The following is a 15,196-nucleotide window of genomic DNA, read 5'->3' on the forward strand; positions in this document are numbered from 1 at the left end:
ATTACCTCACTTCATTAAAACCATACTTTTTCAGCACTTTTTGAGCTGAATCTTTTTGAAGAAACTCATAGAATAACAGTGCTTCCTTAGGATGTTTGCTGTTTTTGACCATTCCAGCCGGATAGACAATGGGTGAGTGAGAAGCAGGTGCTGCCTCTTCAACAATCGTTACTTTCTTTGAGGTAAGGGCATCTGTTTTATAAACAAGTCCTGCATCAACACTTCCAGATTCCACATAGGCGAGAACCTGGCGAACATCTTTTGCGTATACTACTTTCTGCTGCAATTCGTTCCAAAGGTTCATGTGCTCCAATGTTTCTTTTCCGTATTTGCCTGCCGGTACAGAATTTGGAGTTCCAATAGAGAGGTTCTTTGCCTTTTTCAAGTCTTCAAATGAACGGATGGCTGTTTCATTTTTAGGAACGACGAGCACCACCTCATTCCCGGCTATGTCCTTTCTGTTTTTATTTTCTATGTATCCTTCTTGGACGAGCCTGTCCATTTTATCTTCCGCGGCGGACAAAAATAAGTCTGCAGGAGCCCCCTGGGATATTTGCTGCTGAAGAGTACCCGAGGCTCCAAAGTTGTAAAGAAGATTAATATCAGGATGTTCTTTTTCAAACTCCTGTTTCATCTCTTTTAGAGCATCCTGCAGACTGGCTGCTGCTGATATGGTCAGCTCAATCTTTTGGTGCGGGTTGCTTGCCTGTCCATTATTGCAGCCTGCGAGTGCAAGAAGAGCGATCGGAATTAATGCTAAAAATAGCTTCTTCATTTTAATGATCCTTTCCTATACAGATTAATTGTTTTCGATTTCATTATACCGAAAGTTCCTTCCGATTGGTCAAGCTGCAGCTGAAAGCATAGTGTACTGGCAGAAAACCTTCTTCATAATCCCTTTTGGGAAAAATCACGGAAAATGTTGACAAGCGATACAAGTATTTCTGATATAATAACGAAAATGGGTGGGTAAAGCCTTGTTTGCTCAAGCAAACGCTGTTTTTTTGCCATTGTAGTCAATTTAAAAAAAGTATAGGTTTCGGTACAAAAGAATCAGGGAAATATAATTATGTTTTGGGTATATAAGCATATTTTCGATATTATTTATATAGTTCTTTTGTCATGTATAATATAAATAGAAATGATATGATAAAGGAGAATTTAGTATGCAACAATCGAGACAGCTGCGAATCATTTTAATCACTACATTTATAATAGTAGCTGCATTGCTGATCACCATTATTTTTCTGACACAAAACATCATGAATAATTTGAAAAATAGCCCTAAGGAAATAAGGAACAAAGTGGCTATTTTAACCTCGGATGAAGTGGCTGATCAAAGCTGGGGAAGCCTGGCTTATAAAGGAAAGATTAACATAGAAGAGCAATTTTCGATAAAAGCTCACCTTGACAGCAAACTGGATACAGAAGAAAAAATGCAAAATACGGTGAAAAGGGATATTGAGAAGGGATATAACATTCTTATAGGCCATGGAGGTGAATTTTCGGGAGTTTTTACAAAGCTTGCTCCAGCCTATCCAAAGGTGCGCTTTATAACAGTGCATGGAACGGCACAATATCCAAATCAAACCGTTTATATTTATGACCAGGGTGACGTTGAGTATTTTGCTGCTCTTGCTTCCAGCTTGAAAACCAAAAGCAATAAAGTTGGATTAATTGACTCTTCCGACAGCCGTGCGAAAAACCCGGAGTTTGAAAAAGGGCTTAATCATTATAAACCGAATATCCAGTTTTATTATAAAGTAGTCAATAGCAGAGATGATGGCAAAAAAGCTGTTTCCCTTCTAAAAGAACTGAAAAACCAGGGTGTTGATGTGGTTTATTCCAAAGGGAATGGATACAACAGAGAGGTAATCGAATACGCAAAGCACCATGGAATTTATGTGGTTGGATATCTTGATGACCAATCTTACATGGGAAAACAGACAGTTTTGACAAGTGTGGTTAACAATATCCCTCAAATATATGTGGCCATCATGAAAGATTTCTATAGTCAAAAGGGGATTCCCTCAGGGGAGGTCATTTTGAAAGAAAAAGACGGGGTATATGGGTTGGCGCCATTTGGCCCTATGTTCAGCGAAGCTGAGAAACGTTATATTAATAAGGAACTGAAGAAATACAAACAAGGTAAATTATCTTTTTGAAGTTAGCGGGTGATGCAGCATGTTTAAAGCCGTTCGCACCATATCGTTTCGCAGCAAGATTCTTTCAGTTCTCCTGCTGAATACCTTTTTACTGAGCATCTTTTCCCTCATTCTTGTTCATTCCATTGCGCAGGTCAGTGATGTAAGCAGCCAGATGAAAAATCGCAAAATTCCCGAAGTCATATGGTTTTCGCATTGGACGGAAGAATTAAATATGAAAAATTACTTGGCAGAGACCTACATTTCTTCCGGTGACAGTATGCAATTTATGAAAGATTACTTGGTTAGTGAAATTGATGAAAGCGGAATGCCGCAGCTTCCGGATTCTCTTGGCAGACTAAATTCCAAGATGAATTTACTGGACTTTCAAATCAAAAACAATGTTCGAGGACTCATTAAATATGGTGATGAAGAGGCTGCCAGAAGATTTATACAGGATGAATACCTTCCTCAGCTAAAAAACGTTCAGAAGGATATTTCTTTGGAAAGAAGCAATACGTTTACTTCGCTGCAAAATGAAGCAGACAAAATTCCGCCCATTATCAGAAAGTCTTTATGGCTTCTTCTCCTGTTAACGTTTGCAGCACTTATTTTCTCCATATATGCTTCCTACCGGATCAGTGCCAATCTCACACAGCCAATTGAAAAAATGGTGAAAAAAGTAAACAAGATTGCTGGCGGCCAATATGGCCTCACCATACCGGAAATCCAGCAGCTTGAATTGAAGCATTTGACGAATTCGATTAATAAAATGTCTTTGAGACTGAATGAATCGTTTCAAAGGATCATTGCCGATAAAAATTACAGGGAACAAATTCTTAATTCCCTGCCTGTAGGCATTATTATTTATCATAACGAAACAGAAGACTACATCTTGAACACATCTGCAGAAAAGCTGTTACATACCAATGCTCAGAATCTTAGCGATATGATAAAGAAAAAGCAGGTGAATAACCCCTTTTGGGAGCTGCTTTTTTCAAGTGAAATCTGCCAGAATAAAAAAGTACCGTTCCAGTCAGCTGCAAGAAACATGGTGCTTCTAGTTTCACAGTCACAGCTCGTTGATGATAAGCTGAATGTTATCGGGAGAATCTTTTATTTTATTGATATCACCGAAACAGAAGAAATGGAAAAAAGGATGCATCAGTCAGAAAAGCTTGCTCTTGTTGGAGAAATAGCTGCAGGAGCAGCACATGAAATAAGAAATCCTTTAGCCGTTATTCATGGATTTATGTCTCTTATGAGCGCATCATTTACATCGGAAGAAAATGAAAAATACCATATGCCTCTGCTGATGAAGGAAATCGAGAGGATCAATGTCATTATTGAAGATATGCTTTTACAGGCAAAACCGGGAGCTCCAATACTAAAGGAACATTATCTCGAGGATATTATCCAGGAAATATTGCCACTGATTATCAGGAGTCATAACACAGAAGAAATGCGGTTTATCGTTGAACTAGAACGAATCCCGTTATTAGTAGATGCGAAGCAGATTAAGCAAGTGTTTCATAACCTGATCCGTAACAGTATTGAGTCTATTCATGAAAAAGGGAAGATTTCCTTTTATTCAGAAATAGAAGACAGCAGCTATCAAATCTATGTAAGAGATAATGGACCTGGCATATCTTTAGCCATTCAAAAGTCCATGTTCGAACCCTTTGCTACCTCGAAAGAAAACGGTACAGGGCTCGGGCTGACAATTGTCCAGAGAATTATTGTAAATCATAATGGCAGCATCAAACTGCTTTCAACTTCATCAAGCGGGACAACCTTTTTAATCTCTCTGCCTTTGCCGAAAGAGAGGAAGTTTGGGGAGACTTGATTTTACCTTATTAAAAAAAGAGACTGCAAATGTTGCAGTCTTTTATTTATACTTTTGCACATAAACAGAAACAGAGCTGCCGTTTCTGAAAATTGGCCATAGACATTTGCATCAATACTGACGTTATCCGTTCTGTTGCCTGTCATGTCGTACCATACTTCACCGGCGTTTTGCTTTCCGACATACATGGACTTTGTTCCAACGGGAACCCGCAAATAAACCTCACAAACCCGTTCATAAAGATTCACTCTTTCTCTCATAACCAACACAAATTATTCAAAAACTCCCAATTTAAACGCCAATGCCTTTCAAAAAACCTGCCAAAATCTTGTTTATAGGAAATATAAAACAAAAACAGGAATAAAATTTATAGAAACCAACCCTTGAAAACTTCCTTACAATTCTATTATTGTAATATTATTCATAAAAGTCCTACGAATTAGCTAGACTAATAGACGGGAATTGGTTACAATATTTTCAGAATATTATTTTTATTCAAATAAATGGCGCTGCCAAAAGAAAGGAGACTGTTTCATAGGAAAGGATGAACGTCTTGCATGAACCTTATAAAAATTATCGGGGGGAAGAAAAAATGAAAAAGAGAAAAGTGGCTGGTATGTTGTTATCTTTAACGGTTGCAGCGAGTCTTGCAGCCGGGTGCAGCAGTGCTACATCGGGGTCGGGCGAAAATACGATTAAGATTGGTGCCGACCTTGAACTTTCAGGAGGAGTAGCTTCCTACGGACAGTCCATTTCAGAGGGGCTTAACCTTGCTCTCGATGAAATCAACAAAAAGGGAATTGACGGCAAAAAGTTTGAGCTCGTTAAGGTAGACAATAAGTCAGATGCTGCAGAAGCAACAAGCGGAGCATTGAAGCTTGCGAGCCAGGATAAGGTGGCAGCGATTATCGGAGCTGCAACGAGTACGGATACTCTTGCTCAAGTACAGGTGGCACAGGATAACAAAATTCCAATAATTACTCCTACAGGAACGAATCCTGCCGTAACGGTAAAAGACGGAAAAGTAAATGACTATGTTTTCCGTACATGCTTTATCGATCCATTCCAAGGAACAGTAGCAGCGAACTTCGCTTCTAAAACATTGAAGGTGAAAAACGCCGCAGTACTAATTGACAATGCCAGTGACTACGCAAAGGGTCTGGCAAGCGCGTTTAAAGATTCCTTTACGAAAAATGGCGGTTCTATTGTTTCAGAAGAAGCCTATGTCGCAAAGGACACAGATTTCCATGCAACACTGACACGAATCAAATCCCAGAATCCTGAATTTATTTTCCTTCCTGGCTATTATGAAGAAGTTGGTTTGATCGTGAAACAGGCCCGCGAAATAGGCTTAAATGTACCTATCATGGGCGGAGATGGATGGGATTCACCGAAGCTGACGGAAATTGCAGGAGCTGCACCGCTTAACAACACATACATTACAAATCATTACTCATCAGGTGATACTGATCCGAAAATCCAGGACTTTGTTAAAGCCTTCAAGGCGAAATACAAAGACAAATCTCCAGATGCATTTGCTGCCCTTGGCTATGATACAGCTTACTTCTTGGCAGACGCTGTGAAACGTGCAGGATCCAGTGACCCGGCGAAAATTAAAGAAGCTCTTGCTGCGACAAAAGAACTTCAGCTAATATCAGGAAAATTGACGCTTGATAAAAACCATGACCCGGTTAAATCAGCCAGTATCCTCGAATACAAAGACGGCAAACAGGTATTTAACTCAAAAGTAAATCCTTAAATAGCAATGTAGCGGATGGGGGGGCATGTCCCCCCATTCCATCTTTTACAGGGCTCTTTTCTTAAACTTTGTTGCTTTGTTCATCTAACTAAATAAATTTTGAGCAAATCGTCATTAGCGAATTTTAAGAAAAGAAGCCGCAAAGTGTATCTTCAAGCATGTTCTAAACCCGTACGAATAGCAGCAATCTTTGCGAAAAAAGCTTTTTACAATGGTGAATACAGGAGGGTGCTTATATGGAACTTATTCAACAGCTTGTTAACGGAATATCTCTCGGCAGCATATATGCCCTTATAGCCCTCGGATATACAATGGTTTACGGCATAGTGAAGCTGATCAATTTTGCCCACGGAGATGTGTTCATGGTTGGAGCTTTTGCTGGCTTTTACTCCATCTCCATTTTGCATTTGGGATTTTTCCCGGCTTTGATTATTTCAATGGCGATTTGTGCCCTTTTCGGAGTTTTAATTGAGCGGATTGCGTACAAGCCTTTGAGAAATGCTACTAGAATTGCGGCGCTGATCACAGCGATTGGCGTCTCGCTCTTTATAGAATATGGAACCATTTATGTAAGGGGGGCACAGCCTGAAGCTTATCCTGGAAATGTTCTTCCTTCAACAGAGCTTCATTTTGGCAGCATCACTATTAACAGCCAGTCTGTGCTGATTCTTGCTGTTTCTCTTGGATTGATGGGTATTCTTCAATTTGTCGTTCATAAAACAAAAATCGGAAAAGCGATGAGAGCTGTTTCTTATGATACAGAAGCAGCAAAACTGATGGGAATTAATGTGGACAGGACCATTTCAGCCACCTTCGCGATTGGATCTGCTCTTGCAGGAGCAGCAGGGGTTATTTTTGGCACGTATTATACAAAAATTGAACCTTTGATGGGAATCATCCCTGGTCTCAAGGCATTTGTTGCAGCTGTACTTGGCGGGATCGGCATTATTCCCGGGGCAATGGCAGGAGGACTTGTGCTTGGAGTAGTTGAAGCTCTTGTCAGTGCATTTGGTTTTTCCTTATGGCGGGATGGAGCTGCATTTGTTATTTTAATCCTCATATTGATTTTCCGTCCATCAGGCCTTTTTGGAAAAAACGTGAGAGAAAAAGTATAGGGAGGGGAGAATTATGGCAGCTCTCAAACGGGCAAAAGGCTTCTGGCAATGGATTGGTGCAAGCATCCTGTTTTTTATCATCAGCCAGATTTTCATTAGTACAGGTGCTCTGAATTCATTTTTAGTTAATACACTTTTGACAATCGGAATCAACATTATTTTGGCTGTCAGCCTCCACTTGATTATTGGAATTACAGGCCAGTTTTCCATAGGGCATGCTGGATTTTTGGCTGTCGGAGCATACAGTTCTGCTATTATAACCATGAAGCTTGGCATGCCGTTTCCAGTTGCTCTTTTAATTGGGGGAATTGCAGCGGCAGCCGCCGGGCTGATTATCGGGCTTCCGAGTCTACGGTTAAAAGGCGATTACTTGGCTATCGCGACCCTTGGTTTCGGTGAAATCGTCCGGATTATCTTCCTCAATACCGACTATGTTGGCGGTGCAAGCGGGATGCAGGTATCTCACATGTCCGACTGGCCGTGGGTTTTCAGTTGTGTCCTTATCACTGTCATTGTGATCGCGAACTTTACCAATTCGACACACGGCCGGGCCTGCATCGCCATCAGGGAAAATGAAATCGCAGCAGATGCGATGGGAATTAACACAACCTATTATAAAGTAGCGGCTTTTATGATCGGCTCTTTTTTTGCAGGTATTGCAGGCGGACTATTTGCTCACAACTTTTACATCATCCAGCCGACAAACTTCGGTTTTCTGAAATCATTCGATATTTTGATCTTTGTTGTGCTTGGAGGACTTGGCAGCATGTCAGGAGCGGTGATTGCGGCTGTTTTGCTGACGATCATCTCGACCTTCCTCCAGGAATATCCTGAAACAAGGATGATTATTTACAGTTTGGTTCTGATTATCATGATGCTTTACCGCCCTCAAGGATTAATGGGAACAAGGGAAATTACATCCTTCTTCAAAAAAACAAAGCAGCAGGAAGGAGGTACGCCAGATGGCAGCAAACACACCGTTGCTTAAAGTGGAAAATGCCGGCATCCGGTTCGGAGGGCTCAAGGCAGTTTCCGAAGTAAATTTAGAGATTAAGGAAAAAGAGCTTGTTGGCCTCATCGGTCCGAACGGAGCCGGTAAAACAACGTTCTTTAACCTGCTTACAGGTGTTTATGTTCCAACAGAAGGAAGTATTCAGCTTAACGGAGAGAAGCTCAATGGACTCGCACCTTTCCAAATCACAAGAAAAGGAATAAGCCGAACTTTTCAGAATATCCGTCTGTTTGGAGAACTATCTGTGCTCGATAATGTCAAAGTTGCTTGTCATACGCAATCAAAACATAAAATGATTCAATCCATTTTCAGGCTTCCTGTTCATTTCTCAGGAGAAAAGGAGATCGAGGAAAAGGCATTAGAGTATCTATCTGTTTTTGGGCTGGAACAATACCGTCATGAGAAGGCAAAAAACCTTCCGTACGGCCAGCAGAGAAGGCTTGAAATTGCCAGAGCGCTTGCAGCGGGACCGAAGCTCCTTTTGCTTGATGAGCCTGCTGCGGGAATGAACAATAAAGAAACCGAAGCATTAATGAACCTGATTGGATTTATCCGCGAAAGATTCAATCTAACAGTACTTTTAATCGAACATGATATGCCTCTCGTCATGGGAGTATGTGAACGGATCTATGTTCTTGACCATGGCCAGCTGATTGCAAAGGGTGCACCAGAGGAAATCAGGAACAATCCAAAGGTCATTGAAGCATACTTGGGAGAGGAGGTTTCATAATGCTGAACATACAAGACCTCAATGTTTATTATGGAAACATCCATGCGCTGAAAGGTGTCTCACTTGAAATCAATCAAGGGGAAATTGTTACGCTGATTGGAGCAAATGGAGCGGGGAAAAGCACACTGCTCAAAACTGTTTCAGGACTTTTAAAGCCGAAGCAGGGCAAAATTTTGTATGAAGAGCAATCCATATGCGGCAAAGCAGCACAGTGGATTGTAAAAAAAGGAATTTCTCATGTACCGGAAGGAAGACGGGTTTTTGCGAACATGTCAGTTGAGGAAAATCTAGAGCTTGGTGCGTATTTACGAAAGGATAAAGCTGGCATCAAATCTGATTTTGACCGTGTTTATCATCTGTTTCCTCGACTGCTTGAACGCAGAAAACAGCATGCAGGTACACTTTCTGGAGGAGAGCAGCAGATGCTTGCAATGGGAAGGGCGCTAATGGCAGAGCCGCGTCTCCTTCTTTTGGATGAACCGTCGATGGGACTTGCCCCGCTGCTTGTTCAGACCATTTTCCGAATCATTAAGGAAATCAATGAAACAGGAACAACAATTCTGCTTGTTGAGCAGAACGCCAATATGGCTCTTTCGGTTGCTGACAGGGCATATGTTATTGAGACAGGCAAAGTGGTTCTATCTGGATCTTCGGATGAATTGTACACAAGCGATGAGATCAAAATGGCCTATTTAGGCGGTCATTAATACGGAAGGAGTTTATCTATTAGCCATCTTGCTTATAGAGGAGCTCCTTTCTATTTTTTTGTTTAAATAATAAGGCTGTTTTCGCAAAGATTATTTCTATTCGTAAGGGCTTAAAACAAGTATAAAGATTAGCTTCGTGGCATCTTTTCTTAAAATACGCAGAATTCATTAAATTAGATGAAAAACAACAAAGTTTAAGAAAAGAGCCATTAATAAAAAGAACTTATATAATAAAGATAGACATTATGGTTTTATCCCCACCTTATTCTACGCCTGTGGGTAAGTTGTGTGGATAACCTATGGTTAAGGAAAGCCGTTTTAGTAAAGTTATGCACATTATACACAGAGGTGTGGGTAAGTTATTCACATAATGAATGAATAAGCTGTGCATAAGAAAGGGGAATATGATGCTTGAAGCATACATAGAAGAAGTAGGGAACAAATTGAAACAGCTGATAGAGAGAGAAACAGATCATTTAAAAAAAGGTGCAAGTGAAGTGGCGAGAAGTATCAAGCAAGGCGGGATTGTTCAAATTTTCGGCTGCGGACATAGCCATTTGCTGTCAGAAGAGGTGTTTTACAGAGCGGGAGGTCTCGTACCGGTAAAACCAATTTTAATTGAGCCGTTAATGCTTCACGAAGGTGCCGTAAGGTCCTCTTTATTCGAAAGAAAAAATGATTATGCTGCTGAATTTTTGGAAAAGGAGGATTTCAGGGATCAGGATATAGTAATCGTTATTTCTACATCCGGAAGAAATCCTGTGCCTGTAGATGTCGCGCTCCATGCAAAGAAAAAAGGGGCATTTGTCATTGCCATAACCTCAGTGGAGACGTCAAAAGGTTTTCCTTCCAGGCATAAAAGCGGCAAGCATCTTTCCGATTGTGCGGATCTTCTTGTGGATAACTTGTCCGTTGCCGGAGATGCTATCATGCGGCATGATAAGGTGCCTGTTCCTTTTACACCAACATCCACGATCCTTGGGGCAGCCATTTTGAACGGCCTTTTGTCAGAAGCGATTGTGATGATGGCTGAAGAAGGAATAACACCGCCTATCTTTTTAAGCGGAAATGTCAGCAATGCTGATCATCATAACTTTCAGCTTATCAAAAAGTATGAGAATAGAATTCCGCTGCTTTCTTTAGGATTGGATGAGAATTAAGGTTTCGGGGGCAAGCGGAGATTTGTATGCCGCATTGCCCTATAGCTGGCCAGTGCTGATATTGGCTTCAGAAAATTCATGTATTTCATAAGATGAAAAGCAGTTTTCTTGCATGATAGGATCATTTAACAGAAGGGAAGCAGCATCGCCAATGCTTTCTGATGAATAGATGAAAAACGCTTTGTCATTATCTTCAAAAGGTCCGCACATTTTTAGATGACCATGCTTTTTCAGCTTTCTTAAATAAGCTTTATGCGAACTGACTAAATCATTTGTAATGCCAATTGAATTTTTATTACTTAAAAAGATGAGAAATTGTTTCAAAAAGTTGACCTCCTTAATACGGAATGTATGTTCGCATTTTTAATTATAAATGTTCTCATAAGTTTGTCAATAGGATGACCTACCCTTCAACTGGTATAGACAACTAGTTTTAAAGAGTGATAAAATTAAATAAAAGAATGGTGAAAAGGAGGGAGATTTGATGTTACTGCTTAGAAATTTAAAAGTGTACGCTGAAGATCAGATATTCCCTAATGGTTACGTACTGATTGATGAAGAGAAAATAGTAGAAACAGGAGAAAGCTTTGATTCTGCAAGATCAGATAAAGTAACTGAAATGGTCTTTGATCCATCCCATCAACTAATACCTGGCATGATTGATCTGCACATCCATGGTGCAGGCGGGGCAGATACGATGGATGCAACTAACGAGGCGCTAGAAACAATGGCCCATCTTTTGCCGAAGGAAGGAACGACAAGTTTTCTGGCTACGACAATGACTGTGGGTCAAAGGGCGATAGAAGCAGCCATCGAAAATATAGCAAATTTTATGAAGAACTCACAGGGAAAAGGAAAGGCAGAAATTCTTGGCATTCATCTTGAAGGCCCATTTCTTTCTCCAGAAAGAGCAGGGGCTCAGCACCCAGATCACATTATTGAGCCGGATGTTGAGCTGTTCAAGAAGTGGCAGGAGGCTGGAAATCACACTATTCGTCTTGTGACATTGGCACCTGAACGAAATGGGGGCCTTGGGCTTGCATCCTATTTAAAAGAAACAGGAGTGGTTGCATCCATTGGCCATTCAGATGCCACTCATGCTGAAGTGAATGAGGGGGTCGAAGCTGGGATCACTCATGCAACTCATTTATATAACGGAATGAGCCCGCTGCATCACAGGGAACCGGGTGTAGTCGGAAGTGTGCTTCTTGAAGATAGAATTACATCTGAAATGATTGTGGACGGCATTCATATTGCTCCGGCGATGGTTAAGCTTGCTTATCGCAATAAAGGCAGAGAGCGGGTTGTTCTTGTAACAGATGCGATGAGGGCAAAATGCCTGAATGACGGCTATTATGATCTGGGCGGGCAGGAAGTGGAAGTGAAGGATGGAAAAGCCACACTTCAAAATGGAACTCTTGCAGGCAGTATTCTCCGTATGAGGGATGCAGTTCAAAATATGATTTCTTTTACAGGCTGCAAAATGGAAGATATTATTCAAATGACTTCCGTCAATCCAGCTAAAGAAATGAATGTGTTTGATCGAAAAGGGAGTATAAAATCGGATAAAGATGCGGACATTGTCATTCTTGATGATCAAAACGAAGTGATTTTAACCATTTGCAGAGGGAAAATTGCTTTTATGAAAGAGGGTTTACAAGATGAAGTTAATTGAAGCGAAGAATTATCAGGATATGAGCCTGAAAGCAGCTGAGATCATCCAGTCCGTATTAGCCAATAAACCTGATGCTGTTCTCGGGCTTGCAACGGGCGGTACCGTTCTTGGACCGTATGAAATCCTGATTGCTAAATATGAGGAAGATAGCCTTTCTTTCAAAAAAGCATCTAGTGTCAACCTTGATGAGTATGTTGGTCTGCCTTCTGATCATCCAAATAGCTACTATTACTATATGAATGAAAATTTGTTCAAGCATGTTGATTTTTCAGCTAACCAAACACATCTTCCAAACGGTGTGGCAGATGATATAGAAAAAGAATCAGAACGGTACGAAAACTTGATTGATGGCCTTGGGGGCATTGATCTTCAGCTTCTTGGAATTGGAGAAAATGGGCATATCGGCTTTAATGAACCTGGCACTCCGTTCGATTCAGCTACTCATAAGGTAAAGCTGACAGAATCTACAAGAGCAGCCAATGCGCGCTACTTTGACAGCATCAATGAAGTACCTGCGCATGCGATTACCATGGGAATTGGCTCCATTATGAAAAGTAAGCAAATCTTGCTTCTCGCATCAGGAGTCAAAAAAGCCGGCATTTTAGAAAAAATTGTTCACGAAGAAATTTCAGAAGAGATTCCTGCAACCATTCTAAAGCAGCATGGAAACGTGATTATTATCGCTGATCAGGATGCCTTATCAAAATTAAATTCGGCCCATAAACAGTTGTTGAACACATGATTAACAAACAATCTCCTCTTCCGATTTATTTTCAGCTGGAAGAGGGCATAAAAAAGCAAATTGAAAACGGGGATCTGAACCCCGGAGATATGCTCCCATCTGAACGTGAATATTCTGAACGGTTTTCAATCAGCAGGATGACCGTTCGCCAAGCTATCAGTAATCTTGTCAATGAAGGGTATCTTGAAAGGCAGCGGGGAAAAGGGACCTTCATTGCTCAAAAAAAGCTGGAGCAGAATCTCAAGGGGCTGACAAGTTTCACAGAAGACATGAAGTCACGCGGGATGAATCCTGAAACCATTTTGATTCACTTTACAAAGGTTCAGACACTCCCCTCTATTGCTGAAAAGCTGGAAATATCAATAGGGGCACCTATTTATGAAATAAAACGAATCCGGTTGGCAGATGGGCTGCCAATGGCCTATGAGTGCCTTTATATGTCCTGTGATCTGATTCCGAATTTAACAATGGACATAGCAAAAGGGTCAATCTATGAGTATGTAGAAAAAACCGCAGGTCTTGAAATCGGCAAAGGTTTGCAAGAAATCGAAGCAGCAATAGCACGCAAAAAAGAAGCAGACATTCTGGAAATGAAAGAAGGATCACCGATTCTATGCATTCAGCGGAAAACATGGCTAAAGGATAAGCGTGTATTGGAGCTGGTTCACTCTTATTACAGGGCTGACAGGTATAAGTTTTCGGTGGAGATGGATCGATGATTTGTGGGATGAGTTTCTGTCCCAAGTTGGTTAATGTGCATAAAAAAAGGAGGGTCCTTAAACAAGGACCCTCCTTTTGAAATTAACGCTTTTTCATTTTTTGACGCTGATCAGCAGCTTTAGATCGAGCTTGTGCTTGCTTGTCGTTTGTATCGGCAAGCTCCTGGGAGAATTCTTCATAAACTCCGTCAGTTTCCTTTTTTAAATTCTTTGGAACCTGCGGCAATGAGCCTTTGTTGCTGTCTCTTGTTTTTTGTTTATGTCCTCTTCCCATGATTTAGCCCCCCTTAAAGTTGAACATTGCTGTTCCTTTATAGAGTGGCCTTTTTCAGGGAGAAATATAAAGGAAATTAGTGTCTCCGCTCCGCATATCCTCCAGCTCTGTCTGCTGCTTTGAATTCTTTTCTGTATGTAACTTCCTGTGCCGTTGTCAGGTTTCTTCGGACGTTTTCACGCTTTTTCTTATCGCTCATTGAATGTCCCTCCTTTCGTCAGGTTCTTTCTATTTTTGTCAAATGAGGAATGATCCATACCCTGTCTAAAAAAGAGCTGAAATTCGAATGAAATACAGTGATTTTTCTTCATTTTATAGGGAATAATGGCTTACTTCTTGAGGAGATTTTTGTATTTAAAGCACCTTTTCATAGTTAGAGCCTTGTCTAAACAGCTTACTGTCCAAAACTGGTCTCTAACTGTTCAAAGACGCAATTTAACAAGCGGAAACCCTTATCTAACAAGCCAAAAGTGCTCTTAACAATCCGAAACCTCAATCTTACATACCAGTTTCCAATTCAGTGTAACAACCTCAATCTTCTAAGCCAGTCTCAAGTCAATGCCAAAACCTCAATCTTCCGGTCCAATCCCCAATTAGCCGCAAAAAAAGGGCTTACCCGTTTGCGGGTAAGCCCTCCCATATTAAGCTTCCTTTAAATGCTGTTCTTCCGCCTCAGCAGCTGCTGTGCGGATGGCATCGAAGGTATAAAGGTCTTTTGGGATTTCGTAAAGGTTGTAAGTGTCTTTACCCTCATTGATTTGTTCCAACAGGGCTTCTCTTGTTTCATTTGAATTCAGGACATATGGAAGTTTTTCGGCAGCTTTGATTGAGCGGATATTGATTTTGCGGATGCGCATGAATATCGTATGAACGTCGAGTTCATAGAACAATTCGTTGAAGAAAGCATCTTTCGCTAATTTGTTGTAGCCTTTGCCGTGGTATGGCTTGCCGATCCATGTTCCGAGAAAGCCGGCGCCTTCCTGAATGTCAAAGAGACTGATTGTGCCAATTGGAGTGCCCCATTCGTCGAGAATGGTACGTGAAATCAATTCACCGCGCTCTTCGGCTTCGATCGTTTGTTTCGTTAGAAACAGGTATTCTTCAATGGATGTTGCTTTATGACGGACAAATGGGAAGACATCCGGGTGTTGCATAAGTTCGAACAGCGCATGACTATCGTGAACGTCACGTTTTTTAAGCATCATTATCTCTCCCTCCAATTGAGGGCAGAAGAATGCTGTTAGCCCCCACCCTCGAAATTTTTTATTGTAGCTCCAAAAAATTTCGGGGTGGGAATCGAACCCACTAGAACC

At 41.0% G+C, this 15,196-nt stretch carries 17 protein-coding genes; 11 read left to right on the forward strand and 6 right to left on the reverse strand.

Going from position 1 to position 15,196, the window contains the following annotated elements; all coding sequences use genetic code 11:
* Position 1: 1 nt before the first annotated feature.
* Positions 2 to 775 (reverse strand): molybdate ABC transporter substrate-binding protein, encoded by a 774-nt coding sequence (gene modA / locus ACOT8F_RS15335; protein WP_421652803.1) that lies wholly within the window; start codon positions 773 to 775, stop codon positions 2 to 4.
* 391 nt (positions 776 to 1,166) lie between these two features.
* On the opposite strand from modA, the gene ACOT8F_RS15340 reads away from it, so the two are divergent.
* Both ACOT8F_RS15340 and ACOT8F_RS15345 read left to right on the forward strand, forming a co-directional pair.
* Positions 1,167 to 2,165 (forward strand): BMP family ABC transporter substrate-binding protein, encoded by a 999-nt coding sequence (locus ACOT8F_RS15340; RefSeq protein WP_421652804.1) that lies wholly within the window; start codon positions 1,167 to 1,169, stop codon positions 2,163 to 2,165.
* Positions 2,166 to 2,184: 19 nt separating this feature from the next.
* On the forward strand, positions 2,185 to 3,990 hold the full coding sequence (locus ACOT8F_RS15345; RefSeq protein WP_421652805.1) for a sensor histidine kinase: 1,806 nt from the start codon (positions 2,185 to 2,187) through the stop codon (positions 3,988 to 3,990).
* Positions 3,991 to 3,992: 2 nt separating this feature from the next.
* Here the strand turns inward: ACOT8F_RS15345 and ACOT8F_RS15350 are convergent, their stop codons facing one another.
* The gene (locus ACOT8F_RS15350) at positions 3,993 to 4,238 is read right to left on the reverse strand and encodes a hypothetical protein (protein ID WP_421652806.1); all 246 of its coding nucleotides are present in this window, start codon (positions 4,236 to 4,238) and stop codon (positions 3,993 to 3,995) included.
* Between the two features lie 344 nt (positions 4,239 to 4,582).
* Between ACOT8F_RS15350 and ACOT8F_RS15355 the strand changes: the two genes are divergently transcribed.
* The 6 genes from ACOT8F_RS15355 (at position 4,583) to ACOT8F_RS15380 (ending at position 10,473) form a co-directional block, all read left to right on the forward strand.
* Positions 4,583 to 5,749 carry an ABC transporter substrate-binding protein gene (locus tag ACOT8F_RS15355; protein WP_421652807.1) on the forward strand — a complete coding sequence of 389 codons (1,167 nt, stop codon included), beginning with the start codon at positions 4,583 to 4,585 and terminating at the stop codon, positions 5,747 to 5,749.
* Between the two features lie 236 nt (positions 5,750 to 5,985).
* Positions 5,986 to 6,864, forward strand: coding sequence for a branched-chain amino acid ABC transporter permease (locus ACOT8F_RS15360; RefSeq protein ID WP_421652808.1), 879 nt, complete (start codon positions 5,986 to 5,988; stop codon positions 6,862 to 6,864).
* A gap of 13 nt (positions 6,865 to 6,877) precedes the next feature.
* Positions 6,878 to 7,852: a branched-chain amino acid ABC transporter permease gene (locus ACOT8F_RS15365; protein WP_421652809.1), complete on the forward strand. Its 975-nt coding sequence runs from the start codon at positions 6,878 to 6,880 to the stop codon at positions 7,850 to 7,852.
* Positions 7,827 to 8,606 (forward strand): ABC transporter ATP-binding protein, encoded by a 780-nt coding sequence (locus ACOT8F_RS15370; protein ID WP_421652810.1) that lies wholly within the window; start codon positions 7,827 to 7,829, stop codon positions 8,604 to 8,606. Before ACOT8F_RS15365 ends, ACOT8F_RS15370 begins: the two co-directional genes overlap by 26 nt.
* A complete protein-coding gene (locus ACOT8F_RS15375; RefSeq protein ID WP_421652811.1) occupies positions 8,606 to 9,313 on the forward strand; it encodes an ABC transporter ATP-binding protein in 708 nt (235 codons plus the stop codon). The genes ACOT8F_RS15370 and ACOT8F_RS15375 overlap by 1 nt, the downstream gene beginning before the upstream one ends.
* 407 nt (positions 9,314 to 9,720) lie before the next feature.
* Complete coding sequence (locus ACOT8F_RS15380) at positions 9,721 to 10,473, forward strand: SIS domain-containing protein (RefSeq protein WP_421652864.1); 753 nt, start codon at positions 9,721 to 9,723, stop codon at positions 10,471 to 10,473.
* A 39-nt stretch (positions 10,474 to 10,512) separates the two neighbouring features.
* Here the strand turns inward: ACOT8F_RS15380 and ACOT8F_RS15385 are convergent, their stop codons facing one another.
* Entirely contained in the window at positions 10,513 to 10,797 is a 285-nt protein-coding gene (locus tag ACOT8F_RS15385; RefSeq protein ID WP_421652812.1) for a YciI family protein, read from the reverse strand.
* Positions 10,798 to 10,957: 160 nt separating this feature from the next.
* Between ACOT8F_RS15385 and nagA the strand changes: the two genes are divergently transcribed.
* The 3 genes from nagA to ACOT8F_RS15400 are packed head-to-tail and all read left to right on the forward strand — an operon-like array spanning position 10,958 to position 13,609.
* A complete protein-coding gene (gene nagA / locus ACOT8F_RS15390) occupies positions 10,958 to 12,148 on the forward strand; it encodes an N-acetylglucosamine-6-phosphate deacetylase (protein WP_421652813.1) in 1,191 nt (396 codons plus the stop codon).
* Positions 12,135 to 12,890, forward strand: coding sequence for a glucosamine-6-phosphate deaminase (gene nagB, locus ACOT8F_RS15395; protein ID WP_421652814.1), 756 nt, complete (start codon positions 12,135 to 12,137; stop codon positions 12,888 to 12,890). The genes nagA and nagB overlap by 14 nt, the downstream gene beginning before the upstream one ends.
* Positions 12,887 to 13,609: a GntR family transcriptional regulator gene (locus ACOT8F_RS15400; RefSeq protein WP_421652815.1), complete on the forward strand. Its 723-nt coding sequence runs from the start codon at positions 12,887 to 12,889 to the stop codon at positions 13,607 to 13,609. Before nagB ends, ACOT8F_RS15400 begins: the two co-directional genes overlap by 4 nt.
* 82 nt (positions 13,610 to 13,691) lie before the next feature.
* Here ACOT8F_RS15400 and ACOT8F_RS15405 read toward each other — a convergent pair whose 3' ends face one another.
* The 3 genes from ACOT8F_RS15405 to ACOT8F_RS15415 all read right to left on the reverse strand — a co-directional run bounded on the left by ACOT8F_RS15405 (position 13,692) and on the right by ACOT8F_RS15415 (position 15,085).
* Positions 13,692 to 13,883: a YfhD family protein gene (locus ACOT8F_RS15405; protein ID WP_421652816.1), complete on the reverse strand. Its 192-nt coding sequence runs from the start codon at positions 13,881 to 13,883 to the stop codon at positions 13,692 to 13,694.
* A 76-nt stretch (positions 13,884 to 13,959) separates the two neighbouring features.
* A complete protein-coding gene (locus ACOT8F_RS15410; RefSeq protein ID WP_421652817.1) occupies positions 13,960 to 14,082 on the reverse strand; it encodes a YfhE family protein in 123 nt (40 codons plus the stop codon).
* A 442-nt stretch (positions 14,083 to 14,524) separates the two neighbouring features.
* Positions 14,525 to 15,085 carry a GNAT family N-acetyltransferase gene (locus tag ACOT8F_RS15415; RefSeq protein ID WP_421652865.1) on the reverse strand — a complete coding sequence of 187 codons (561 nt, stop codon included), beginning with the start codon at positions 15,083 to 15,085 and terminating at the stop codon, positions 14,525 to 14,527.
* Between the last annotated feature and the right edge of the window lie 111 nt (positions 15,086 to 15,196).

This window comes from Chryseobacillus diguaensis (genome assembly GCF_049220665.1).
GTDB lineage: Bacteria > Bacillota > Bacilli > Bacillales > Bacillaceae > Metabacillus_B.